The following is a 23,172-nucleotide window of genomic DNA, read 5'->3' as shown; positions in this document are numbered from 1 at the left end:
TGCAAACATGAGGCGACCACCAGACAACTAACGAACAAAACTGAAGTGCTCACGCTTAGTTTTGAAGATGAATACGGCGACATCGTTTTGGCCGCAGTTGATCAGCCGGTGCCTAACGGTAAGCGTTTGACTTAAAGCGCTTGTCCTTGTTGATAAATTGACACCTAATTGACTCCCTCAACCACGCAGTGTGCCCGTGAAACCATGAATGTGGTACGCGGCAGCTCATCCTTCGACAGGCTCAGGATGAAGAGGTGGGCGTGGGGTGAGGCGGCGTGGGCGAACGGTGAAAGAGCACTCATTTCGATCAGCGCTACAGGCACGGCGCTCGCGCTAGTATTATCCGTCATCCCTGCGCAGGCAGGGAACCAGGCCGGAGTAAACCACGAACGCATTTGTTGGCGGTTGTTCTCGCCTGGATCCCGGACTAAATCCGGGATGACGTGCGGGGTGAGGTGAGGCGTTTGGGGGTAGTTTTTGACAAAATCTATCCCCGCACCCAAAAGCTCATGCCACAATGATCGGACCTTTTCTTGAAACCGTCGCAGGGCATTGACGAATGTTGGGCGGTGAGGGTTGTGATTGCGCTGCCCTTGTTTCCCTCCCCCTTGTGGGGAGGGATTAATGGTGGGGGGCTCTTTAAAGAGGTCCCGCATCAAGTGCGGGACGGTGCGAGAGGAACAATTGATTTCCACCCGTACCGCCCCGGACAACCAAGTGGCGCTTGCGCCGCGCGGGTTGATCCGGGGTCTATCTGACCTCCGCAACGCGTTGGTGTTTTGCACCAATCGGCGGGGGTGCCGGGGAAGCAGACGAAGTCTGCGACGGCGGCGCGTAAAAAGAGCCGGGGGTGCCGGGGAAGCAGACGAAGTCTGCGACGGCGGCGCGTAACTCTTAGAGAAAAGGGGATGGCCGGGCAACAAGACGTTTGTTGTTCGCGTTGAATTGAAATGTCCAGCCTGACACCGAAGGCAGCTTGTAAGACGTTTGGTGGGTATTGTTTTCCACCTGTGTTGCAAAACACTCATCAAATGATCAAGGCGATCAAAACAGTTTTGATGGAATGCAGAGCAAGGGGATAGAAGGGTTTAGCACCTCGGGGTATTTCAGTTTTAAGGCAAAAGCCATTTCACGCGAGGCGTTTAACGTCTCATTTTTACTACCAAATAACACGAGACCTTAAATGCCTCGCGTGTCTGCAAGCGTTGCCAGAAAAAGCGGGAACCAGTTTTTCGGTTCGGCATCGTAAGCACAAGAAGTTGCACTTCTTCTTTCAACTTGGCCGACAGTTGCGGTGCAAGTGCTTTCCTATGCGCCCGCATCAACCCGCGCGAACAAGTCGGGCATGCGGATCTTCAATAGGGCCAAAAACACCAAGCTTCGTCCAATGAAGAAACTATGCAGCGCCCACCAAAGACCTGCGATGCCCAAAATAGGGGTCAGCACTGCCCAAACCAGTGCAAAAATAATGGTCGAAACAATCATGCCATTGCGCATGTCTGATCCCATGGTTGCACCAGCAAAAACCCCATCAAGCACAAAGGCCAATACCCCAAATACGGGGGCAATCGCGGCGATTAATAAGTAGTCGCGAGCGGTCTGGCGCACCACTTCTGATGTGGTCATAAAGTCAATAATGGTCGGTCCAGTGATCAGGAAAATGACAGATAGGCCGCCTGAAAGAATGAACCCCCACAGCGAAGAAAGCTTGATCGCATCCACAAATGCAGGCCGCCAGCGCGCGCCAATCGCCTTGCCGCAAAGTTGTTCGGACGCTGCGGCCAACCCGTCCAAAAAGAAGGCGGCGACCATGAGGAAGTGCAACAAAATGCCGTTGGCGGCCAGAATGTCATCACCGGCGCGCGCCCCTTGTGAGGCAAAAAATGAAAATACTGCGCTAAGCAAAACGGAGCGGATCAAGATATCCCCGCTCAGGCCCAAAAGCCGTTTGATCTGCACCACATTGAGCAGGTCAGCTTCGCCCAACTTGCGCAACAGGCGCGAGTGCCCACCAAGTTGCACAACGGCCCAGAGCAAACCAACGATCAGCATGATAATCTGCGCTGCAACGGTGCCCCATGCCACCCCGGCAATGCCCATGTCCAGCCCAAATGTGAACCAAATTGAAAGCCCGATGTTTGATAAATTGAGGATCAATTGCAGGATCAACGCAACAAAGCTCTGCCCCCGCCCAAGGAACCAACCCACAAGGGCAAAGTTCATCAGGACGAATGGCGCGGCCAATACCCGGATATAGAAATAGCTCTTGAACGCTTCAACTACTTCAGGGCTGGCCCCATAAGCAACGCTGGCAAATTCAGCAATCGGCACCATCAATGCCAAAACAATAAGCCCAGCGATAAAACCAACCGTCACCGCCCGCACCAAATGCGCAGCTTGTGATGCATCATCGCGCGCACCAAAGGCTTGCGCGGTTAGACCGGTGGTCGACAAACGGAGGAAATAGAAAATGGCGGCGATGAAATCAAACACCAGCCCACCGATCAGCAACCCACCGAGCAAATCAACTTCGCCCAAACGCCCAACAATAGTGGTGTCTGCAATGCCCACCAAGGGTTCGGTTACAAACGCCACCGCGGTCGGCAGCGCTATTAGCCAAACATCCTTGTGGCCCACGTTAAAGGGATAGCTCTTGGCGCTCATTGTCATTCACCCAATAGAAAAGGCAACAGCCGCGGAACACGTGTTGCCAAAAGATTCTCAAGGGATGAAGTTTACCCCCAACTTGCAATTAGGCAAGCAGGGGGTGATGAATTTAATTGATGGACCTATGAAAGCCAGCGCCGCCAAAGCCGAATGAAAATGTAAAGCGGGAAAACAATCGCCGCACCAAAGCCAAACCAAACGCCCAAGTCGCCCATAAAGCTGCCAAGGTCTGCAAAGGTTCGACCAACGTAGCTGCCCAATGTCCCAAATATGGTGCCCGGCGTTATGTCCATCATCCGCATCACAAATCCAACGATCAGCGAAAGGATCACCAATTTGAAAAAGACCTTGCGTGGGCTACCGCCAAAAATGTCACGTTTCGTGGCGCGTAATTCTTGGTCGTCTTCATGTCTATCTGAATTGCTCATAATTGTTCCCCAAATAATTCTATTAGCTGAATTCACGAAAACACTGGTGATCAGCATATTGTGCGTTAAATATAGGTGCAATGCGCAAATCAACAAGCACTCGCCAAACAATTCCTCCAAATGATGCTGACCTATTCGCACACGCATGGGGTCTGCCAGATGTGGTGCGCGACTGGTTTGTGGCCAAAAATTGGGCGCCACGGCAACATCAATTGGACATGCTGGAGGCAGATCGATCCGGCAAATCGGCCCTGCTGATCGCGCCAACAGGCGCTGGTAAAACACTGGCTGGCTTCTTGCCTTCAATCGCCGATCTGGCCGTTGACCAGTTTGACGGCATGCACACGCTCTATATTTCGCCGCTCAAAGCACTGGCGGTTGATGTGGCCCGCAACTTGATGGACCCAATTGCGGATATGGGATTGGACATTCGTGTGGAAACCCGCACGGGCGACACGCCGTCCTCTAGGCGACAACGCCAGCGGTTCGACCCACCAAATATTCTAATGACCACGCCCGAACAATTGGCGCTGATGCTATCGCACAAAGAAGCGCCAAAACTGTTTGGGTCTCTCAAGCGGGTGGTGCTTGATGAATTGCACGCGCTTGCCCTCTCGAAACGCGGCGATCTCTTGGCGCTGGGGTTGGCGCGGTTGGGCACGCTGTGCCCTGATCTAAGAATCTCAGCCCTTTCGGCCACAGTCGCCAAACCAGAAATGCTGCGCGAATGGATCGGCACACCAAAGCCAGAACGCGAAGTGGCGTTTGTGACCAACACGGGTGGGGCAGACCCAGAAGTTGAAATTCTCGCCAGCGACGATCGTGTGCCTTGGGCTGGGCACTCCGCCCAATATGCAGTGCCTGAACTGCTTGAGATCATCAAACAGAACGGCACCACATTGCTGTTCGTCAACACCCGATCACAAGCCGAATTGCTGTTCCAATCCTTGTGGGAACTCAACGAAGATGGGCTAGCCATCGCTTTGCACCATGGCTCACTCGACGTAGAGCAGCGCCGCAAAGTTGAAGCGGCGATGGTGGCGGGAAAGTTGCAAGCAGTTGTTTGTACCTCAACCCTTGATCTGGGCATTGATTGGGGTGACGTTGATTTGGTGGTGCAAATCGGTGCGCCAAAAGGTTCGTCGCGATTGTTGCAACGCATTGGCCGCTCTAACCACAGATTGGATGAACCCTCACGCGCCCTACTGGTGCCCGCAAACCGCTTTGAGGTGCTGGAGTGCGAAGCGGCAAAAGAAGCGGTGAAAGAACGCGCACAGGACAGCGAAGACCCTCAGCCCGGGGGCTTAGATGTGCTTGCTCAACATATATTGGGCATGGCCTGTTCTGCACCCTTCAACGCGGTGCAATTATACGACGAAATCATCTGTGCTTGGCCCTATCGCGACCTTGAGTGGGAGCAATTTGAACGGGTCGTTGATTTCGTTGCAACCGGGGGGTATGCCCTTTGCGCTTATGAGCGGTTCGCGCGATTGCGCAAAACGGAAGACGACACCTGGCGCATTGCTCACCCAAAGATCGCGCAGCAATACCGCATGAATGTGGGCACCATTGTTGAAGAGCCAATGCTCAAAGTGCGGTTAGTGCGGTCGCGCGGCCAAAAACGTGGCGCAACCACCGGGCCAATTGGCCGGGGCGGTCGGGTGCTGGGGGAGATTGAGGAATATTTCATCTCCCAACTCTCACCTGGCGATACATTCATCTTCGGTGGAGAAATCGTTGCCTTTGAGGCGATTAAAGATACGGAAGCTTATGTGTCCCGCGCGGTGGCGAAAAACCCCAAAATTCCCTCCTACATGGGGGGCAAATTTCCCCTATCGACCTACCTTGCCGAACGGGTGCGCAAAACGCTGGCCACGCCCAAACTCTGGCAAGCAATGCCGGACCAAGTCAGCGATTGGTTGCGGTTGCAACGCGACGTTTCCACCCTTCCGGGTGAAGAAAGCTTGCTTGTGGAAACCTTCCCCAAAGCGGACAAATATTTCATGGTCTGCTACCCGTTCGAGGGGCGGTTGGCCCACCAAACATTGGGCATGTTGCTGACTAAACGCCTCGAGCGTGACCGGGCAAAACCGTTGGGGTTCGTCGCCTCAGAATATGCATTAGCCATATGGTGCGCAACGGATATTGGCGCGCAATTCAAACGGGGCCGCTTGTCGCTTGATGAATTGTTCGACGAAGACATGTTGGGGGACGATCTGGAAACATGGCTGGATGAATCAAGCCTAATGCAACGCACGTTCCGCAATTGCGCGATCATCTCTGGACTGATTGAGAGGCGCTATCCGGGGCAAGAGAAATCGGGCCGCCAAATCACCATGTCGTCGGATCTGATCTACAATGTGCTCTATGAGCATGAGCCCGATCATATCCTGATGCAGGCCACCCGTCGCGATGCATCGCGTGGATTGTTGGATATTGAACGACTTGGCACCTGTTTAAAACGCATTCGCCGTCATATAATCCATAAGGATTTAGAGCGAATCTCTCCGCTTGCGGTGCCGGTTATGCTGGAAATTGGTAAGGAGCCGATCTTTGGCGAAGGGCGCGAAAGCGTGTTGGCAGAAGCAGCAGAAGATTTGCTCCGTGAGGCGTCTGGAAAGAAATAATGCAATTTGAAGTCCGCAAAATGAAGCCAGAAGAATGGCACGATTGGGCGAAACTGCGCCAGATCCTATGGCGCGGCTTCACCGATGAAGACGCGGAAAAGGAAGCAAAACGCTTCTTAAACGGCACAGACCCAAACCTGCAAATCGTGTTCCTTGCTTTCGTTGAGGGCAAGGCCATCGGCTTTGCCGAAATCGCCCGTCGCTCTTATGCGGACGGATGCTATGATGGTCCTGTGGCCTATTTGGAAGGCTGGTTCGTCAAACAAGAATACCGCAAGGCCGGCATCGCTAGCGCCCTTATAGACGCCGCCGCCGATTGGGCCCGTGCGCAGGGTTACCCGCATATGGCATCGGATTCAGAGCTTAAAAATGTCGATGGTCAAAAAGCACATGAAGCGTGCGGCTTCGCAGAAATCGGCCGCGTCGTGCAATTCCGAAAGAACTTATAGTGACCGGAGCGGTGCGGAAAAAATCATCGGTTTCATACGCTGGGTTCGACCTAAAATTCGCTGGTGCACAATTTGTTGGCTTGCTATCGGGTGCGCTTTATTGGCCTGAACATGAAACACTGCTGGTGGCAGATTTGCATTTGGAAAAAATGTCATCTTTCGCCAAGTCACGCCAATTCTTGCCACCCTACGACACGGGGGCCACGATCAAGTTGCTGGCCGATGATATTGCGGCAACAGGTGCGCGCCGGGTGATTTCACTGGGCGATAGCTTCCACCGCGATGAAGGCACAACAACACTGTCGGTGCAGGATGCGGATGCCTTGGCGCAGCTGACCCAAACAACTGAATGGATTTGGATTGCGGGCAATCATGATCCCGCAGCGCATGAATTGGGGGGCAATTGCTGTGAAAGTGTTGCGCTTGATGGCATAGTGCTTTCACATGAACCAGACGCCAAAGTGACCAATCAAATCGCCGGGCATTTGCACCCTGCCGCACATGTGCGCATGAATGGTCGCTCGATCAGGCGAGCCTGTTTTGTCTCGGATGAAACCCGGCTGATTATGCCCGCATTTGGCGTTTCTACGGGCAGCCTGAATATCCTGAACTCAGCCTTTGACGGTGTTCTGGACCGCAACAATTTGATGATCGCTGTGATTGGGCGAGAACAGATCTACCCAATCGCCAAGCGGCATTTGATTGGGCGCTAATATCTGATCTGGAAGCCGGTCTTATTCTGCTTAAACCCTGCCGCTTCATAGAATGCGCGCACTTCTGCCCGCTTGCTGCCGGTCATGAGCATGAGCTTGTAGCAACCGAAGCGCTTTGCCCTTTCGCTGGCTTCCGCCAAAACCTGACGGCCAAAGCCCAAGCGCCGATGATCACGATGAGTGACTACATTTTCAATCAGCCCAAACGGGCGACAGCCACGCGTCAGATTAGGCAAAATGTAAACTGTGCAAACCGCAACAATTGGCCCGTCGAGTTCGCCCACAATTACGTGTTGCATCGGATCGTCAATGGCCAGCGCCAGGGCGTTGCGAAAAGCGGGTTCTGAGACTTCAGGGTCCTTGGGGTGCATGTGCGCATAGATATCTTGCAGCGCAAGGCTGTCTCTAATGGTGATATCTCTAATCGTACATTTCAGCATTAGCCTACAAACAGTCTAGCAACAAAGGTGAGCAATAGGGTTAGGCACACAAGCCAAGTCAGAACAGCGCGCAAGCGGGCGTAAGCTTGCGGCACGCGCCCACTCATGCCCGCAGCAACATCCCATGCCCCATGAATGGCAAAGCCAATGGTGAGGATAATCAGCCCCAAATTGATCGGCAGCAACAAGGTGATAAAGCTGGCAATCGAGCCAAAGGTGCCAACGATATATGTCAAATCGGTGCCTGCACCGCCTTGCAAGCGGATGCCCCAGCGTACACCGCCCAAAAACGAAAGGATCAGCGCGCCATAGCCCACCAGTGCGCGTTCAAAAACTACCGGATCAAATGGGGAAAGAGCAGGAAAAAGCGTTAGAAGCAGGCCAAGCAAAAACGGAATCCAGCCCGCAAGACCGGCAAAGGCAACGGTTCTGGACCAAAACAAAGGAAGGCTATTCATTCCGTTACCTCCTAAAAGCGACTCCGCTCAACCACCCTGTAAATATCGCAAGTAAAACGCACACAAGTCCATAAAGAAATGAATAGTCTTTGGCGCTGGAGGACAAAAACCGCTCGAACCCAACCGTGCGCACAGAAAATCTTTGCGCTTTCTTGGCCATGAGTTGCCCGTCTTGAAACAAATGGGTGATCGCAATGTAGTTGCCGTTAGGCACATGTGCTGGTAATTGGATGCGCGCCGAATAAAATGTGTCCGAGTGGAAGGTCACGCCGTGCTCGATTTTCTTGTAGAGGTCTTGCTCCTTCATCAGCCGGATCAGCTCTTGGCTGAATTCTCCGGCTTTGGCAATATTACCAACGGGCTGCAAAAACGGTGCGCTATCAAACGCTAGTCCATTAACCGCCAGTGCTTGCTGATCTGCAACTTGCTCCAATGGCAGGTTTGAAATGATATGAAAGAACGAGGGGAAGCTCTTAAAAGCAACTTCTTCTCCGTTCAACCACACCCCAAACTGATTTGTTTTGCGGCGCGCAACCCGGGTAGACGAGGGACCACGCACAGCAATCACAATATGGTAATTGTTGGTAATTGCGCTTGGGCTTTGGTCAAACGCCTTCTCGATATTGCCAAAAAAGGTAATTTCTTCACCAGAAAATGTTGATGTGATCGAGATGTGTGGATCAGAACTTGACGCAACAAGTCGTTGTGCAGAGGCGTCAACAATCCCGACAAAAAAGATGACCAGCAAAGAGGCAACGCGAACCATCATGTGACGCCTCCGGGCAAGATGGTCATCGAAAATGGATCTGCAGGGGTAAGCAATAGCGACAAAGCAAAGCGGATCGCCACGGCCAGAACAATAATCGCCAAAAGAGCCCGCAACTGTTCACCGCGCAAATGCTGCCCGGCCGATGCGCCAAACTGGGCGCCAATTACAGAACCTACCATTAGTGAGAAGGCCAGCAATATATCAACGGTCTGACTGTTCACTGCGTGCAGAATGGTGGTGGCCGCCATAATGGCAAGCACCTGCAACAAAGATGTGCCAATCACAACAGAGCCGGGCACCCGCAAAATGTAAATCAGCGCGGGCACCAGAATAAAACCACCACCAATGCCCAGCAATGATCCCAAAAACCCAATGCTTCCGCCAATCAGCACAACAGGCAAAATGCTCACATAAAGGTTGGAGCGTTTAAAGCGCACACGAAAGGGTAAACCATGCACCCAGCTATGTTGGCCAGGTAATTTGTGCGGAATAGTCTTGCCCGCTTTATGTTTGATCATCGAGCCTACAGCTTCAAACAGCATCAAGCTGCCGATAGAGCCCAAAAAGATCAAATAGCCCAACGAAATCACAAGGTCGAGCTGACCCGCCGCCCGCAACACGCCAAAGGTCCAGACGCCACCAAAAGCCCCGAAAATGCCCGATATGATCAGGAACGAGGCCAGTTTGACGTCTATCCCGCCGCGTCGCCAATATGAGAGTGCGCCAGATGTTGAAGCGGCAACAACTTGGCCCGTAACAGAAGCAACGGCCACCGGTGCCGGAATGCCAGAAAAAATCAACATTGGCGTCAGCAAAAAGCCGCCACCAACGCCAAATAGACCTGAAAGAAAACCAACCGCGCCGCCAAGCCCAATCAACATGAAAATGTTGAGTGAGATTTCAGCGATAGGCAAATAGAGTTGCACGGCGGTGCATCCTGCTTCTAAAGGGCTCGGTTACTATCCGGTTTAGGCGCGCACCAATACCCTGTCAATCGCCGATACACGGCGTTTCGCCTTGAAACAGACTATTTACACAGCACCTGCATGTGTTTAGACGGGTTGACCATTCAACACAGTCAACAAACGTGGATTAATAGTGCCGCTTTGGCTCATGCCAAGGGTGCGCTCAAATTGTGAAATCGCGTCGCGGGTTTTGGGTCCCATCACGCCGTCTGGTGTGCCCAATTGGAAACCAAGTTTGGATAGAGCAATCTGAACACCAAGCACCACTTCGCGTTGGTTGATTTCAACACCAGGATTGAAGTTCTTATCCCACGTACCAATTGGAGCGAAGTTGCTGATGAGATCAATCTGCTTTGGGCGCCATTCAGCCAACTCACGCTTGATTTCACTCATTTGCGCCGCGTCCAAAGAACGAGCAACATCGTCGCGCGCCTTCTGCGCATCTTTGTCGCCATTGGCTGCAGCAATTGAAAACCATTTGAACGACGTTGTGAAATCTTGGCTCACGCCCAATCCACGCGCATAAAGCATGCCCAGATTAAACTGACTGTCCAACACGCCGCGCATTGCTGCTTCTTCAAACCAGCGTGCGGCTATGCTGAAATCTCTTTCGCCATCTGGCCCGCTGGCGTGCAGGGCCGCAAGGTTGTGCATACCCATCCGGTTGCCAGCTTCAGCTGAACGCAAGTACCAAAGTTTGGCTTGGTCCAAGTCTTTGTTCACACCCAAGCCATGTTCAAAGGCGGTGCCAAGTCGATATTGTGCTGCAGCAAACCCGGTGGCAGCAGAGCGTTCAAACCATTTGACCGCCTCTTGGGAATCCTTGGGTACAGCTTTGCCTTCGGCAAAAATCATCCCAACTTCATACTGCGCGCGCGGATCGCCATTTGCAGCGGCTTCACGCAGGGCGGTAGGCCCAAGTTCTGTTGGTGGCAGTTCAACTTCCACTGGAGAATTTGGAATACTTGCGGTGACAATTTCATTGTCGACCAGCTGCGGCGTTGGCGCAACCAACCCAACACTCTGATCAGTAATGGCCATTGAACTGGTCAAAGACACAGTTTCAGCAGGCATTGCTTGCGCGTTTGAAAGGGCAGTTTCAACCTCGGTCAGGCTGATTTGGCGCGGTGCCTCACTCACGTCTGCTTCTTGCACACTGCTTGGAATGGTTGAGCTATCTGTGGTTTGCCCTTTGTCCAAAACCAAATTTGCCGTCATGGCAATAATGGCCACCACCGAAGCGGCCAGCAAAATCGGCTGCCGGTTGCGGGTTAAGAAGCTTTCCCCTTCGTGGGTGTCCTCTTGATCAGCGTCATCACTCTTGGATGCCAATTCGGCTTCGTCCAGAGCGCTTTTGGGTTTGGGCGTATCGGCAAGCGATTGCGGACGCGCAGGCTCTGGGCCAACAGACAAAGTGCGCACATCTTCGCGTGTCTGCGAACGCTCTAGTTTGGTCTCAGCTTCAACGATCGGCGAAGGTTCTTGCGCAACCTGTTGTTCGGGCTGCTGGTCCGCACCCTCATTCTCGGCGTTGCCTTGTTTGATGGATTTGATGCGGTCAAGTGCGCGCCCCAATAACCCGCCGTTCCCAGACACAGCGGCACTTGGTTCTGTGCGCTCAACAGTTGCACGTCGTGCCGCTGCAATAAAGCTTTCGCGGGACTGTTTAGTTGTTGAGCTGCTTTCGCGCTGTTCTGTCGTTGAAACTGCAGGCGAAGGCGCGGGCGAAGACGTAGTCGAAGTCATGGGCGCAGAGCGCTGCGGCCGTTGTTCGGCGGGCTTTTCGTTAAAACCAAACGAAGATTTAGGCGTCGGCGGGGTTTCCGCATCCTGCGTTTTTGGCGCAGTTACCGCTGATGAAACAGTAGGCTCGCTCTGCTTAAGAGCAGCCAATGGCGTTGCAACATTGCTGCGAACGGGTGGGGATTTGATTGTGATCCCAGATTCGGTTTTGCGTTGCGGCTGTTGTACCGATGGCTCTTGCGGAGCGGCAGAAGCTGACGCTGTGGACACTGGTGCGGGAGCCGCTGAGGGCGTTTGTGCAGGGCGCGGCGCTGATGAAAGCGCTTCAAGCCGTTGCAGACTATGTGTGAGTTTGTTTTCAATCGCGCGCAGACCGTCATATTGATCGTCGTTTGGCGTCTTCGCGATGCTTGGCAGCCGAGAAATGGCTTCACCAATGCGTTTTTCCATCGCATGAAGGGAATCCAGTGAAACGGTTGAGCCGTTGTTGGCTTGTGAGCCAGCATCACGAATTTCAACCAACGCGTCGGACAAACGTGTTTCCATCGCCTTGAGCAAAGCAACAGTTTGTGGTGAGCCTGATTGACCAGCCTCGCCAACTTGCGCATTGGATATGCCCTCAATTGCGTGGGTGATGCGGTCTTCCATCTCTTCGATGCGCGCGGTGACATTTTGGTAGTCAGCAGCAGCGCCGGGCACTTGTCCACTGGTCGCAAAATCATCCAAACGCGTCTCAAGAGCGGTAAAGCGGGGTTCAAGCGCACTCACCAATTGGCCGCGCAATCCCTGCATCTCGCGCTTCACATCTTGTGTGAGTGCATTGGGTTGGCCATTGTCCATGGCCGACAAGCGTTGAGATAGATTCTCAATCTGGGCCAAAATATTGTGGCTTTGGTCGTTCTGGCTGCGTTTTTGCATATCGCCGACAGCCCTTGCGATACTGCCAATGCCTTTGGCTATCGTTTCGATGCTACTGTTTGGGCGTTCAATGCTTTGTTCTAGCGTATCAAATTTTTCGTAGATCGAGCGGATGCTCTCTTCAATCCGTTGCTGCCGTTCAGCACCATGATCGTTTTCTTCATGGGTTTTGATTTGCTCGATATGCCCAATTTGGCGCACTTGCAGTTCTGCCAACCGTTCAAGCGCATATTGCAGGCCGTCCAACTGGTCGCTAATGGCATTCGCTTGCGGAGATTTATGATCGTCGATCTCCGCGCTCAATTGCGCGATTTGGCTTTCTACACGCGCAAAACTGTCTCTGCCTGGCACCGCGCCAGCCAAATCCCGAATGCTGCGATGTAGCCCTTCAATCTGTCCTGTAAGCCGTTCAAAACTCTGGTTTTGTGCCGCGCTTTGAGCTTGTGCGTATTCTTGCGCGCGTCCAAAATCTTGTTGCTGGGTTTGATAGCTTGAATTGGCGTTGTCGTGATGCTCTTTAACTGAGCGCGGTGGGGTGTCATTGTCCAATCGACCCGTGGAGGCGCGAATTTGGGCAATCGCTGCCTCTAAATCATTGCCAGCGTGCTTCTTTTTCTTCTTCTTGGATTTTTTCTTTGGTCGTTCTTGCTTCGCCCCAAGGCGATCTACGGCCGTGCGCACATTCATTAGGGCCTCTTGGCGCCGCATTTCCAAATCGCTGGCGCCACTCATTGGTCGACCGACTTGTGAATGCAATTGTGGCTCATGGACATCATCACCTTCAAACTCTGAAATTTGGTCTTGCACTTGCCCCAGCAAATCCTCAAGTTCACTCTTAAGCGCGTCCCAAGGCTGTGGGGCGGAACCATACCGACTTGCTGATGGCGCTTGGGCCAGATGAGAGCGACTTTTTGGCATTTTCTATCCATAAAAGGGGTGGCAAAAAACGAACCACCCGAATATCTTGTTCTCGAACAGTCCTACCATTCAGCGAACATGGTAAAGAAGCTGTTAACTCTTGGTGCAAATTGACTAAAATCAGCCCCGATTCGCGGTGCAATTATCGGAATATGCGGTTGATGCGCCTACACATTCTGCCAATGCAGGGTAATATCACCTGAAAACGCGACAATTCAGCGAGAATGAAATATGCCAACAAATGCAGCCGGCGGACATGTTTACACGATTGGTGATTTGGCAGATTTTTTCGGCATAACCCATCGCGCTCTGCGCTTTTATGAAGACAAAGGCATGCTTAAGCCGCGCAGAATTGGGCAAAAACGGCTTTACTCCAACAAGGACCGCACAAAGCTACGCCTGATATTAAACGGCAAACAAATCGGCATGACCATTCGTGAAATCCAAGATTTCCTAGAAAGCTACGAATTGCGCGATGGAAATGATGGTCAAATGCGCAAAGCACTTGCCAAAATTCGCTCACAACGCCTGCTGCTCAAGCAGCGTCGGGAAAGTATTGAAATCAGCCTGCAAGAACTCGAACGCGTGGAGAAAATCATTGCGGGCATGGTTGAAGCAGGTGCAACGCTGGACGAGTAGCGCGAAATGCAAAACCGAAACTGCTTTGCGCGACTTGTTATCATCCAAATGTTGCGCTACACCAGAAATATAAGGGCAGCACAGGAAGCTAAATGTCTGTAAATCGCATCATTATTGCCGACGATCATCCTTTGTTTCGTGCGGCATTGCGGCAAACCATTGAAGCTGAAAATGGTGCAGGATGCACAATTGACGAAGCTGGTGATTTAGAAACCCTCACATCCTTGCTAGAGCAAAACCGCGATTGCGATTTGGTCTTGCTTGATTTGGCGATGCCCGGCGTTCGTGGATTTTCAGGCTTGTTGCTTGTTCGCGCGCAATTCCCAGAAGTGCCTGTGATGATTTGTTCGGCAAGCGATGATGGCGCCACAGTGCGCCGTTCGATCGACCTTGGCGCATCGGGCTTTTTGCCCAAATCGGTGGGGCCGGATACAATCCATTCGTCCATCAAAACGGTACTTGAAGGCGGCATTTGGGTGCCTGATGGGTTTACCTTTGATGATGAAAGCAGCGAGATTGCTGAATATACCAAACGTTTGGCCACACTGACCCCACAACAAGTGCGGGTGCTGATGATGCTTTCTGATGGGTTGATGAATAAGCAAATCGCTTATGAACTGTCGGTTTCTGAAGCGACGGTTAAAGCCCATGTTTCTGCCATTTTGCAAAAGCTTAACGTAGATAGCCGCACCCAAGCGGTGATTGCGGCGTCTAAGTTGGAGCAGGGGCAAATCGATGCGGTTGCGCGCAACTAGTTTTGTTTTGCGAGTAGGGCAGTAAACTGCCTCTCACCTTCTCTTGAAAATTGAATGATCCGCGAATTGACTTCGCGTTTGGCCCAATTACGTTCAAGCATCTGGTCCAATATCGCTTTGCCCAAAGTCCCGGCCAAATGGTTGCGCCGTTCGCTCCAGTCAAGGCATTGGCGACAAAGTGGGCGGCGATTTGATTGAATTTCTTCAAGCGAAATGCCAAATTCTTCTACAAAACTCTCACCAGAGCGCGTTAGCGAAAGCTCGTCGCCGGTCTCTTGCAAATGACCTTGCTGGATAAGCGCATCATAAAGCGCAATGCCTTTGTCGCCCGCCAAGTGATCATAGCAGATCCGCGCATGGCGAAGGGCTGGATCGCGCGGGCCAGTGCGGGTGCGCAAATGCCCCTTCATGGCAGCCAAATGCATCAGGTTTTCCAAAACCCCAGCCACTTCATCGTCTGTTAGCGCATAATAGCGATGCCGGCCCTGCTTGCGCATCCGAATGAGCCCGCCGTCGGCCAATTTAGCCAAATGGCCGCTTGTTGTTTGCAGCGTCACGCCAGCTTCTTGCGCTAATTCAGTCGCGGTCAAAGCCTTGCCGCTCATCAAGGCTGACAGAATATTGGCGCGTGCCGGATCGCCAATCAATTGGCCGATGCGAGATATGTCTGGTCCGTCTTTCATAGTTCGACCATAGCCGAAGCATAGATGGTGATCAATATGGCAAAGCTGTTTCCAACCAACAGGAGAAATCGATATGATCACATGTTTCATCCAATACCAGATCGACCCCACCAAGAAAGCGCTGTTTGAACAATATGCGCGCAATTGGGGCGAGGCAATTCCGCGTTGTGGTGCGGACTTAATCGGCTATTTCGCGCCGCACGAAGGCTCGTCAACTTTGGCCTATGGCGTTTATTCGATTGAGAGTTTGGCCGCATATGAGCAATATCGCGCTCGGCTTTCTGCCGACCCTTTGGGGCAAGAAAACTACCAGTTCGCGCAAAAAGAAAAGTTTCTCCTCAAGGAAGAGCGCACATTCCTCACGCTCGCTTCCGCACCGCATGGGGCAGCAAAGCCATGATTGCGGTGATCTTTGAAGTCACGCCTCACCCAGAACACAAATCGGCCTACCTAGACATTGCCGCACAACTCAAATCGGAATTGGAGCAGGTGGATGGGTTCATCTCCGTTGAACGCTTTCAAAGCCTGACGAATGAAAACAAAGTGCTTTCTCTGTCGTTCTTTGAAAACGAAGAGGCGGTCAAAGCCTGGCGCAATCTGCCCAGCCACCGTGCCGCGCAAAAAGCAGGACGCAACAAACTATTTGCCAACTACCGTTTGCGCATTGCTTGTGTGATCAGGGACTATGGCAAAAATGTACGCGAAGAGGCTCCTAATGATAGCCGCGAGGTTTTGCGCTGAATTACGTCAATCGCCCAATTAGCGCACGCAATGCGGCTGGCTTTACAGGCTTTGGCAAAACCGTAATATTTCTTGCTGCAGCTAAGTCACGTACTTGGGGGGTGCGGTCCGCGGTAATCAATACGGCGGGCAAGTGCCCACCCACATTTTGCCGCAGCCACTCAATCGCGTCCAACCCTGATGTTTGATCCAGATGATAGTCCATCAACACCAATTCAGGAATCCACCCCTCAAGAGTTGAAGATTGCGAAATCGCCTTAAGCGATTTCGCAATGCGCACATCGCATCCCCAACCCGAAAGAAGCGACTGCATGGCGTCCAATATATCGTCTTCATTGTCGACACATAGGATTTGTTTGCCCAAGAATTGGCTTGCATTAACAGCCACGTGCGCCGGTTCGGGTTCAGCAATCGGCGCTTCGCCTTTTTGCGCTTCGGGGACATATATGGAAAACCGAGAGCCCTTGCCAACTTGGCTCTCAACTTCAAGCTGCAGGTTTAACGTTGAACAGATCCGCTGCACAATCGACAATCCAAGTCCCAATCCTGAAGCAATGCGGGCGCCCGGTTCAAGGCGTGAGAATTCACCAAAGATAAGCGATTGCTGGCCTTTGTCGATGCCAATGCCATTGTCTATAATGTCAAGCCGTACCTTGCCACCACGTTTTCGGCAGCCAACGAGCACCGACCCGCCTTCTGGCGTATATTTGATAGCGTTGGAGACCAAGTTTTGCACTACTCGCGCCACCAAACGTCGGTCTGTGCGCACCACACTATCTGCACCCACAAGTCGCAATTTGATGTTTTTCTCAGCGGCAGCAGGTTCGAATTCCACACGCACTTTGCGCAATAATTCGCGGATGGAAAACACAGAGTTTGCAGGCTTCAGCGCGCCGCTGTCGATGCGCGAAATATCCAGCAATGCAGACATAATATCTTCCACAGCGCCCAAAGAGGCATCGATGTTTTGGGCCAGCCGAGCAAGGTCAGTGCCATGCGCACGTTCGATCATTGTGGATGTATAAAGCCGCGCAGCATTAAGGGGTTGCAATAAATCGTGGCTTGCGGCCGCGAGAAAACGGGTTTTGCCCAAATTGGCCGCATCGGCCTTGGCGCGCGCGCGCTCCAATTCTGAATTCAATAGGGTCAACGCTTGAGTGCGGTCTTGCACGCGTGCTTCAAGGTTTTGGTTCACTCTGGCAAGCTCGTGTTCGGCTTCGATGCGGCTGGAAATATCGGCGTAACTGATCACCAAACCGCCATCAGGCAAATGGTCTGTGCGCACCTCCAGATGTTGACCCTGATGTCCTGGACGTTCGGTTAGCCCAACGTGTTTGTCTTGGATTTGCGCCATGCGCACTTGGGCAAGCTCTTTAAGATCGCCTTTGCCAAAATCGCCGCGTGCCGTCAAAAAATCAATGATGTGTGAGAGCTTTGTGCCCGCTTCAACCAATTGTTCGGGCAAGCCAAGTAGGTCTTTAAATAGCTGGTTTGAAAGCACCAATGCATGGGACGCATCAAACATGGCAATGCCCTGACCCAAATGGTCCACAACAATGCGAAACGCGGGGCCGTCGTCATTTGAACTCAAAAACGTTCTCCTTTTCGCAATTGAGCAAAAGTCGCAAAGCGCAGTTTATCCTTCGCTAGCATTTTCAATAAGGCAAGCGCAATCAACCGATACGAATCAGAGGTGGATTTTTGACCTTGCCCGGACGAGTTACAAGAATATTGTCCTTTTGTTGCACGAGCAATTTGACACGAAACGTGCAAAATCATCAAATTTTTCACATAATTAGAGCAATTTCGCGAAATATACAATTTTTAGTTGTGTTTTCTAAAGGAATATATACCTATAGTAGGCATGATTGCCTATGTAAGTGGTTTTACGAATAGTAGTAGGTGTTGATACGGGCGCATTTGGCCCAATTACCAGAACTGCACATAGGGATCATACTACCTAGGTGCTTTCCGCATCGTATTTTAGCGGAAAGGGAGATTTTTTGAGCAATAATTGTGAGCAACGCCATGCCAAAGGTTACAGCACTCCAGCAAGATTTTTTCATAGTCCGTCAAACAAGATTTGGGGGCACAAATGACTGCTGATATTTACTATCACAACGCATTCAACAAAGACCGACTTATACACGTTATCGACGCAGATCACGGCACCTGCGAGGCGCTCGGAGTCTTGTTTCGCCTTGAAGGGTTTCAAACAGATACGTCCCAATCCATCACCCATTTTTTGGCAAAGCTCGATCGTAAATTGCCCGATGTCATCGTAATCAATATGCAAGTTGATGGCGAAGATACTTTGCCCACCGTACTTCGTTTTAAATCCATGCGCACCGGTTCGCCGGTGTTTATGCTATCCGATAGCCAGAATGTTGGCGGCGCCGTTGAGGCGATGAAGGCAGGGGCCGCAGACGTTATCTCAAAACCGATCGACACGGAAAAACTGGTGCGCGCAGTGCGTGACGCATTGCGGCGCGATGTGCATATTGGTGCAGTGCAAACCGGCTATCATCGACCAGTTGAGGTGCGGGGCTTTAATCAACTCACCCCAAGAGAGCGCGAAGTGCTGCAATTGATCACAAACGGTCAATCCAACAAAGAAGCTGGCCGCGAATTGGGCATTAGCCCGCGCACTGTGGAAGTGCACCGCTCTCGGGTAATGGAAAAATTGGGGGCCCGCAACACTGCGGATTTGGTTCGTATCGTTTTAACCAGCTAGCCAACCCCTCCCTTGGCGAACACAGATACGTACCTTTTGGGTGGCCATTGGTCACCCAATTTTGCGCTTGAAAACACCATAATATCGTTGCAACGTAAGCATTGTCAGGACGACCTGATCGCTTGCAACATGTTCCGGGACGACCCGCAAAACGAAGGGAACTCCTGATGACCAGCTCAATTGCCAAAACAGACATCACAGATTTGCTCAAACACATGGACCCACAACTTGACGCGCAGCGCTACGCGTTCGCAACCGTTGGTCCTTATGTCGCGGCGGGTCTAGACGTTGTGCCCACTATGTCATTTATTGAGAATGAAGGTGTGACGCTCATCTTATGTGAAGAAGATGCAATCAAAGCCAACATTGCGCATGAGTTTATCTGTCAAAAGATCACGCTGCAGGTGCACTCAGCGCTCGAAGCTGTGGGCTTTATGGCGGCAATATCGAACAAGCTTTTGGATGTGGGAGTGCCATGCAACGTGGTTGCAGGATTTTACCACGATCACTTGTTTATCCCGGTCGATAAAGTTGAAACGGCAATGGCAGCGCTCAAAGAACTGGCAGGTTAACCGCCAGTTGTTGGCAACACCAAATCACCCGAGTTCAATGCCTGTGCGGTGAGTTGAGACGTGTCGATGTTCATCGGCAAATCCAAAGCTTTCCAAACGCTCACCAATGCATCGCGCAATTCAAACAACATTTCATCTGTGTGCAATGGTGTTGGGGTAATGCGCAACCGCTCCGTGTCTTTTGGCACTGTGGGGTAATTGATCGGCTGAATGTAAATGTTGTGTTTGTCCATCAACATGTCGCTCGCCGCCTTGCAGCGGCGCGCGTCGCCAACAATCACAGGTACAATGTGTGTTTCTGTTGGCATCACTGGCAAACCAGCTTCGGCCAGGATTTCTTTCGCCCGTTGGGCTTGGCGCTGTTGGCCTTGGCGTTCTGTGCTGGAAACCTTCAAATGTTCAATCGATGCATGTGCCGCCGCGCAAAGCGCTGGGGGTAGGGCGGTCGTGAAGATGAATTCAGACGCGTAAGAGCGCACAGCATCAACAATTGGCTGACTGGCGGTAATGTACCCGCCCATTACGCCATAGGCTTTGGCCATAGTGCCTTCAATAACGTCGATACGTTGCATCAACCCGTCGCGCTCGCAAATCCCTGCGCCGCGTGCCCCATACATGCCCACCGCATGTACTTCGTCGATATAGGTGAGCGCGTTAAACTCTTGCGCTAAATCTGCAATTTGCTCAATTGGGGCAACGTCGCCATCCATCGAATAAACGGATTCAAACACGATCATTTTGGGGCGGTCTTTGCCCGCCGCTTCCAAGATCTCTCGCAAATGTTTCATGTCATTGTGGCGGAAAATCTTCCTTTCCATGCCAGACTGTTTAACGCCCGCAATCATCGAGGCGTGATTAAGCTGATCAGAAATCACCAAGCAATTCGGAATCAACCGCGCGATTGTGGAAATCGACGCTTCGTTGGACACAAAGCCAGAGGTAAACACAAGCGCTGCTTCTTTGCGGTGCAAATCAGCAAGCGAACGCTCTAACTGAACCAAAGGTCGATTGGTTCCCGCAATATTGCGTGTGCCGCCAGCGCCAGTACCTAACTTGCCAGCAGTTTCCTGCATGGCAGAAATCACTTTTTGATGTTGGCCCATGCCCAAATAGTCGTTTGAACACCAGATGGTGATTTCGCGTTCGTTGTCAGCAGTGTCGCGAAAGATCGCTTTGGGGAAATGCCCCGCGATACGCTCCAAATCAGCAAATACTCGATAGCGCTTTTCACGGCGCAAAGTATCGATGGCGTCCTCAAACAGTCCGCGATAATCCATCGATTGATACCCCTATCTCACATGGTCAGAGCAGATATTGTTGCTCTTTGTAACCAATCTATATCGATCCGCCGATCTGGCAACATGACGCAGGTCAATTGCTACGACTAAGATACGCTCGTCAAATTACATAGCAAAATTCAAATGTATGCAACCCCATCAAGTTACATTTAATTGAATGGCAACAAACTTCAACCAGTAATGGGCAGTTTGTTGATCACAATTAAGAATGCACAAGACAATTGTCTTTGTTATTCTTCTGGGTCAAACTCCAATAAGTCGCCGGGCTGGCAGTCTAAAACGGCGCATATCTTAGCCAAAGTCTCAAAGCGCATACCTTTAACTTTGCCGGTTTTGATCATGGATAGATTTTGCTCGGTCAGCTCAACAGCCTTTGCAAGCTCCTTGAGGCGCATTTTCCGGCGCGCCAGCATAACATCCAAATTGACAATGATTTTCATGACCTGCCCACCTAGATGAAGCTCCTATTTTCTTCGTACGCTGCTTGCCCAACGGTGAAAATGTGTGCAGCAATCAGGATCACCAGTCCGGTGAATAATGCGGAAACCAACTCAGCCGTCATCCCGAATTGCACAGAAAATGAGCTGTCGCCGTTTTGTAGATCAATTAAAGCGAAGGCTAAGGCGCCAAAAAAGATCTCGTACAACGCAATAGCTAAGTTTGCTATAGCGAAACGCCGAAATCCCCTGACGCTCTCAAAGGAAAGCCAACGTTGATGTTCGGCTTCAATGAGGGTTTGGCGGATGGAAAGCAGACCGGCAACAAGCAACGCAAAGTACCCTGCTGAGAAAACAAATAGGATGACCCGCACGAGCGGTGTGATTTGATCACCAGACAAACTGATTTCATTTGCCCCGTGTATTTCAAGGTGAATACTGCTTAAAAACAAGACAAGAGACAAAACAGCCAACGGCAGAACGATGGCTGCAAAAAGCACCAGTTTGGCCAAAATACCAGCAATCCTGCTGATCATATTGGGTGAAAGCATGAAAATTCCTCAAACAAAAAACAAAGGCTTGCTTTAATTATACGTTGCTAAACGAGAAAACAAGCCTTGCATTGCGTCAGCCCATGGCCTGTTCCGCAAGCAATTCATCACCCAATCGCAAGACTTCGTCCACCAACCCATCGTCTTGTCCCGGCACACTGCGAGCGCCGACAAAACAAGGCCGCAATGCCAACACGTCGCCAACTTTTGTGGTACTAGGAATATATACATTGCCCCTTACCAAACGACGGTGAATGCGCTGGTTGAACGTGTTCAAATCCTCAATGCCCGGCGCCACATAGCGGAAACAGCAAATCGAAAGGCTGGGTTCCAAAACCAATTCAAGCCGCTTGTCCGCACGCACACGTTCTGCCACCCGTTGCGCCATATCATTGTGCCGTTTAATGCGTTGACGCATCCCATCAACTCCGATTTCTTTGAGCATAGCCCAAACGGCAACGCCACGCGGCGGCGCGCTTAGCTCGACGCCAAAATCAAAGTAGGGAATGCCAAAATCATCCATTGAGTGAGAAGGGGCGTTCGCGCCATCTTGGTAATCAACAGAACCCTCTAAGTAATCGGCGGGTTCTTGGGTAAAGGCGCGGTGCAAAATTTCCCTGTCTCGAATAAAGGTGGCTGCAATGCCAACGCATGCCCCCAGCCATTTGTGCGGGTCGACAATCACGCTGTCAGCCAATTCAAGGCCCTCATAAAGATGGGCAATTCGCTCATCTAAAATGCCAGGCAATCCATAAGCGCCATCCACATGGAACCAAATCTTGTTGGCGCGGGCGATTTCGCCAATTTCTTTTATGGGATCAATCGCGCCTGTGTTTGTGCTGCCCGTATTGGCCACAATAGCGATGGGTAAAACATTTGCTGCCAAATCTTCTTTGATGGCCGCAGCCAATGCTTCGGGCAGCATCCGCTTTTGTGCATCGCATTGGATCAAACGCACGGATCTGCGCCCTAGTCCTAAGACGCCGGCGGATCGTTGGATGGTGTGGTGACATTCTGCACTGGCGTATATCCGTGTAGGGCGGTCAATGCCCAATGCGGACACATCATGGCCCACTTGTTCAAATGCCCATTGGCGCGCCCCACCAAGCGCGATCAGATTGGCCACCGATCCGCCGGTTGAATAGATGCCTTTCATATCTGGCACACCGCACATTTGTGCCAACCACTCAAGCGACAATTCTTCCAAAAAGTTGAAGGCGTTTAACGTATAGCGTTGGGGGGAACCAATTGACCCAGCAACGGATGCAATGGCCGAAGCGGTTGTGCCACCTGTTGTAATGAACGAAGTGAAACCGGGTCGAATAATAGCTGAGCCATTTGCAATGACATCGTGCACCAACAGTTCGCTCACAGCTTCCAGTCCAACGCCTTGTTGAGGCAAGGGTTCACTCAGTTTTTCTCGCCACACTTTACCAGGTGCCAAAGCGTCTTCATGTTCAAATTTCACAAACTCATCAAGACCTGCGCCGATCTTTGAAAGGTAGGATTGGAAGTCGCCAGTTTCTGCAAAGTCTTTGGACATCAATTAAGCCGCTCATCATTGGTGAGGATTCGGTGGGTGTTTGAGTTGAACGACTTCGGTCGGCAATTTCAACTCTAAAATTTGTATCAGTCACGCGCCGGGGCCTTTTGTTGCAAAGTGGGTC

General features: G+C 51.6%; 22 protein-coding genes and 1 pseudogene. 10 read left to right on the top strand and 13 right to left on the bottom strand.

The features are described from left to right. Positions 1-36: 36 nt before the first annotated feature. Positions 37-135: pseudogene (locus O4H47_RS04475) on the top strand (tRNA-binding protein); the annotation flags it as partial. A 1,173-nt stretch (positions 136-1,308) separates the two neighbouring features. Here the strand turns inward: O4H47_RS04475 and O4H47_RS04470 are convergent. Both O4H47_RS04470 and O4H47_RS04465 read right to left on the bottom strand, forming a co-directional pair. Further along, complete coding sequence (locus O4H47_RS04470; RefSeq protein ID WP_269392737.1) at positions 1,309-2,664, bottom strand: MATE family efflux transporter; 1,356 nt, start codon at positions 2,662-2,664, stop codon at positions 1,309-1,311. Positions 2,665-2,789: 125 nt separating this feature from the next. After that, positions 2,790-3,095: a hypothetical protein gene (locus O4H47_RS04465; protein ID WP_269392736.1), complete on the bottom strand. Its 306-nt coding sequence runs from the start codon at positions 3,093-3,095 to the stop codon at positions 2,790-2,792. An 80-nt stretch (positions 3,096-3,175) separates the two neighbouring features. On the opposite strand from O4H47_RS04465, the gene O4H47_RS04460 reads away from it, so the two are divergent. From O4H47_RS04460 to pdeM, 3 genes are read left to right on the top strand one after another with little or no spacing between them, the layout of a single operon-like run. After that, positions 3,176-5,722, top strand: coding sequence for a ligase-associated DNA damage response DEXH box helicase (locus tag O4H47_RS04460; RefSeq protein ID WP_269392735.1), 2,547 nt, complete (start codon positions 3,176-3,178; stop codon positions 5,720-5,722). Then, positions 5,722-6,171 carry an aminoglycoside 6'-N-acetyltransferase gene (gene aac(6'), locus O4H47_RS04455; RefSeq protein ID WP_269392734.1) on the top strand — a complete coding sequence of 150 codons (450 nt, stop codon included), beginning with the start codon at positions 5,722-5,724 and terminating at the stop codon, positions 6,169-6,171. Before O4H47_RS04460 ends, aac(6') begins: the two co-directional genes overlap by 1 nt. Then, positions 6,171-6,884: a ligase-associated DNA damage response endonuclease PdeM gene (gene pdeM, locus O4H47_RS04450; RefSeq protein WP_269392733.1), complete on the top strand. Its 714-nt coding sequence runs from the start codon at positions 6,171-6,173 to the stop codon at positions 6,882-6,884. The genes aac(6') and pdeM overlap by 1 nt, the downstream gene beginning before the upstream one ends. Here pdeM and O4H47_RS04445 read toward each other — a convergent pair. From O4H47_RS04445 to O4H47_RS04425, 5 genes are all read right to left on the bottom strand, one after another. Further along, positions 6,881-7,324 carry a GNAT family N-acetyltransferase gene (locus O4H47_RS04445; protein WP_269392732.1) on the bottom strand — a complete coding sequence of 148 codons (444 nt, stop codon included), beginning with the start codon at positions 7,322-7,324 and terminating at the stop codon, positions 6,881-6,883. The two genes, pdeM and O4H47_RS04445, sit on opposite strands and share 4 nt — an antisense overlap. After that, a complete protein-coding gene (locus O4H47_RS04440; protein WP_269392731.1) occupies positions 7,324-7,782 on the bottom strand; it encodes a DUF3429 domain-containing protein in 459 nt (152 codons plus the stop codon). The genes O4H47_RS04445 and O4H47_RS04440 overlap by 1 nt, the downstream gene beginning before the upstream one ends. Positions 7,783-7,786: 4 nt before the next feature. Further along, the gene (locus tag O4H47_RS04435) at positions 7,787-8,551 is read right to left on the bottom strand and encodes a TIGR02186 family protein (RefSeq protein WP_269392730.1); all 765 of its coding nucleotides are present in this window, start codon (positions 8,549-8,551) and stop codon (positions 7,787-7,789) included. Next, the gene (locus tag O4H47_RS04430) at positions 8,548-9,477 is read right to left on the bottom strand and encodes a sulfite exporter TauE/SafE family protein (protein ID WP_269392729.1); all 930 of its coding nucleotides are present in this window, start codon (positions 9,475-9,477) and stop codon (positions 8,548-8,550) included. Before O4H47_RS04430 ends, O4H47_RS04435 begins: the two co-directional genes overlap by 4 nt. Positions 9,478-9,603: 126 nt before the next feature. Continuing rightward, the gene (locus O4H47_RS04425) at positions 9,604-13,095 is read right to left on the bottom strand and encodes a peptidoglycan-binding protein (protein ID WP_269392728.1); all 3,492 of its coding nucleotides are present in this window, start codon (positions 13,093-13,095) and stop codon (positions 9,604-9,606) included. A 231-nt stretch (positions 13,096-13,326) separates the two neighbouring features. Between O4H47_RS04425 and O4H47_RS04420 the strand changes: the two genes are divergently transcribed. Next, on the top strand, positions 13,327-13,734 hold the full coding sequence (locus tag O4H47_RS04420; protein WP_269392727.1) for a MerR family transcriptional regulator: 408 nt from the start codon (positions 13,327-13,329) through the stop codon (positions 13,732-13,734). Between the two features lie 92 nt (positions 13,735-13,826). Further along, positions 13,827-14,489: a response regulator gene (locus O4H47_RS04415; RefSeq protein WP_269392726.1), complete on the top strand. Its 663-nt coding sequence runs from the start codon at positions 13,827-13,829 to the stop codon at positions 14,487-14,489. Here O4H47_RS04415 and O4H47_RS04410 read toward each other — a convergent pair. Next, positions 14,486-15,172 (bottom strand): ArsR/SmtB family transcription factor, encoded by a 687-nt coding sequence (locus tag O4H47_RS04410; RefSeq protein ID WP_269392725.1) that lies wholly within the window; start codon positions 15,170-15,172, stop codon positions 14,486-14,488. The genes O4H47_RS04415 and O4H47_RS04410 overlap by 4 nt on opposite strands. Positions 15,173-15,245: 73 nt before the next feature. Here O4H47_RS04410 and O4H47_RS04405 point away from each other — a divergent pair, with 73 nt between their 5' ends. Further along, on the top strand, positions 15,246-15,572 hold the full coding sequence (locus tag O4H47_RS04405) for an NIPSNAP family protein (RefSeq protein ID WP_269392724.1): 327 nt from the start codon (positions 15,246-15,248) through the stop codon (positions 15,570-15,572). Continuing rightward, the gene (locus O4H47_RS04400) at positions 15,569-15,913 is read left to right on the top strand and encodes an antibiotic biosynthesis monooxygenase family protein (protein ID WP_269392723.1); all 345 of its coding nucleotides are present in this window, start codon (positions 15,569-15,571) and stop codon (positions 15,911-15,913) included. The genes O4H47_RS04405 and O4H47_RS04400 overlap by 4 nt, the downstream gene beginning before the upstream one ends. A gap of 1 nt (position 15,914) precedes the next feature. On the opposite strand, the gene O4H47_RS04395 is transcribed toward O4H47_RS04400, so the two are convergent. Then, positions 15,915-17,504 (bottom strand): PAS-domain containing protein, encoded by a 1,590-nt coding sequence (locus O4H47_RS04395; RefSeq protein WP_269392722.1) that lies wholly within the window; start codon positions 17,502-17,504, stop codon positions 15,915-15,917. A gap of 504 nt (positions 17,505-18,008) precedes the next feature. Between O4H47_RS04395 and O4H47_RS04390 the strand changes: the two genes are divergently transcribed. Both O4H47_RS04390 and O4H47_RS04385 read left to right on the top strand, forming a co-directional pair. After that, the gene (locus O4H47_RS04390) at positions 18,009-18,647 is read left to right on the top strand and encodes a response regulator transcription factor (protein WP_269392721.1); all 639 of its coding nucleotides are present in this window, start codon (positions 18,009-18,011) and stop codon (positions 18,645-18,647) included. Positions 18,648-18,814: 167 nt separating this feature from the next. Next, positions 18,815-19,219 (top strand): ACT domain-containing protein, encoded by a 405-nt coding sequence (locus tag O4H47_RS04385; RefSeq protein ID WP_269392720.1) that lies wholly within the window; start codon positions 18,815-18,817, stop codon positions 19,217-19,219. On the opposite strand, the gene hemA is transcribed toward O4H47_RS04385, so the two are convergent. The 4 genes from hemA to O4H47_RS04365 form a co-directional block, all read right to left on the bottom strand. Further along, entirely contained in the window at positions 19,216-20,496 is a 1,281-nt protein-coding gene (hemA, locus tag O4H47_RS04380) for a 5-aminolevulinate synthase (protein WP_269392719.1), read from the bottom strand. The genes O4H47_RS04385 and hemA overlap by 4 nt on opposite strands. A 251-nt stretch (positions 20,497-20,747) precedes the next feature. After that, complete coding sequence (locus tag O4H47_RS04375; RefSeq protein ID WP_269392718.1) at positions 20,748-20,957, bottom strand: helix-turn-helix domain-containing protein; 210 nt, start codon at positions 20,955-20,957, stop codon at positions 20,748-20,750. Positions 20,958-20,968: 11 nt separating this feature from the next. Next, positions 20,969-21,505 (bottom strand): hypothetical protein, encoded by a 537-nt coding sequence (locus O4H47_RS04370; RefSeq protein ID WP_269392717.1) that lies wholly within the window; start codon positions 21,503-21,505, stop codon positions 20,969-20,971. A gap of 76 nt (positions 21,506-21,581) precedes the next feature. Then, positions 21,582-23,048, bottom strand: a complete 1,467-nt coding sequence (locus O4H47_RS04365; protein WP_269392716.1) for a pyridoxal phosphate-dependent decarboxylase family protein — start codon at positions 23,046-23,048, stop codon at positions 21,582-21,584. Positions 23,049-23,172 lie beyond the last annotated feature (124 nt).

The organism is Maritalea porphyrae (assembly GCF_027213965.1).
Classification (GTDB): Bacteria; Pseudomonadota; Alphaproteobacteria; order Rhizobiales; family Devosiaceae; genus Maritalea; species Maritalea porphyrae_A.
Note: the sequence above shows the minus strand (reverse complement) of the source record. Positions and strands in the feature narration are given on the sequence as shown.

Bases quoted from the DNA above. Each gene is read 5' to 3' on its own strand.
- O4H47_RS04365 (WP_269392716.1), bottom strand. From the start codon at position 23,048: ATGTCCAAAGACTTTGCAGAAACTGGCGACTTCCAATCCTACCTTTCA.
- O4H47_RS04400 (WP_269392723.1), top strand. From the start codon at position 15,569: ATGATTGCGGTGATCTTTGAAGTCACGCCTCACCCAGAACACAAATCG.
- O4H47_RS04445 (WP_269392732.1), bottom strand. From the start codon at position 7,324: ATGCTGAAATGTACGATTAGAGATATCACCATTAGAGACAGCCTTGCG.
- O4H47_RS04425 (WP_269392728.1), bottom strand. From the start codon at position 13,095: ATGCCAAAAAGTCGCTCTCATCTGGCCCAAGCGCCATCAGCAAGTCGG.
- O4H47_RS04370 (WP_269392717.1), bottom strand. From the start codon at position 21,505: ATGCTTTCACCCAATATGATCAGCAGGATTGCTGGTATTTTGGCCAAA.
- O4H47_RS04385 (WP_269392720.1), top strand. From the start codon at position 18,815: ATGACCAGCTCAATTGCCAAAACAGACATCACAGATTTGCTCAAACAC.
- O4H47_RS04465 (WP_269392736.1), bottom strand. From the start codon at position 3,095: ATGAGCAATTCAGATAGACATGAAGACGACCAAGAATTACGCGCCACG.
- O4H47_RS04375 (WP_269392718.1), bottom strand. From the start codon at position 20,957: ATGAAAATCATTGTCAATTTGGATGTTATGCTGGCGCGCCGGAAAATG.
- hemA (WP_269392719.1), bottom strand. From the start codon at position 20,496: ATGGATTATCGCGGACTGTTTGAGGACGCCATCGATACTTTGCGCCGT.
- O4H47_RS04410 (WP_269392725.1), bottom strand. From the start codon at position 15,172: ATGAAAGACGGACCAGACATATCTCGCATCGGCCAATTGATTGGCGAT.
- O4H47_RS04420 (WP_269392727.1), top strand. From the start codon at position 13,327: ATGCCAACAAATGCAGCCGGCGGACATGTTTACACGATTGGTGATTTG.
- O4H47_RS04435 (WP_269392730.1), bottom strand. From the start codon at position 8,551: ATGATGGTTCGCGTTGCCTCTTTGCTGGTCATCTTTTTTGTCGGGATT.
- O4H47_RS04390 (WP_269392721.1), top strand. From the start codon at position 18,009: ATGACTGCTGATATTTACTATCACAACGCATTCAACAAAGACCGACTT.
- O4H47_RS04460 (WP_269392735.1), top strand. From the start codon at position 3,176: ATGCGCAAATCAACAAGCACTCGCCAAACAATTCCTCCAAATGATGCT.
- O4H47_RS04470 (WP_269392737.1), bottom strand. From the start codon at position 2,664: ATGAGCGCCAAGAGCTATCCCTTTAACGTGGGCCACAAGGATGTTTGG.
- O4H47_RS04405 (WP_269392724.1), top strand. From the start codon at position 15,246: ATGATCACATGTTTCATCCAATACCAGATCGACCCCACCAAGAAAGCG.
- O4H47_RS04440 (WP_269392731.1), bottom strand. From the start codon at position 7,782: ATGAATAGCCTTCCTTTGTTTTGGTCCAGAACCGTTGCCTTTGCCGGT.
- O4H47_RS04415 (WP_269392726.1), top strand. From the start codon at position 13,827: ATGTCTGTAAATCGCATCATTATTGCCGACGATCATCCTTTGTTTCGT.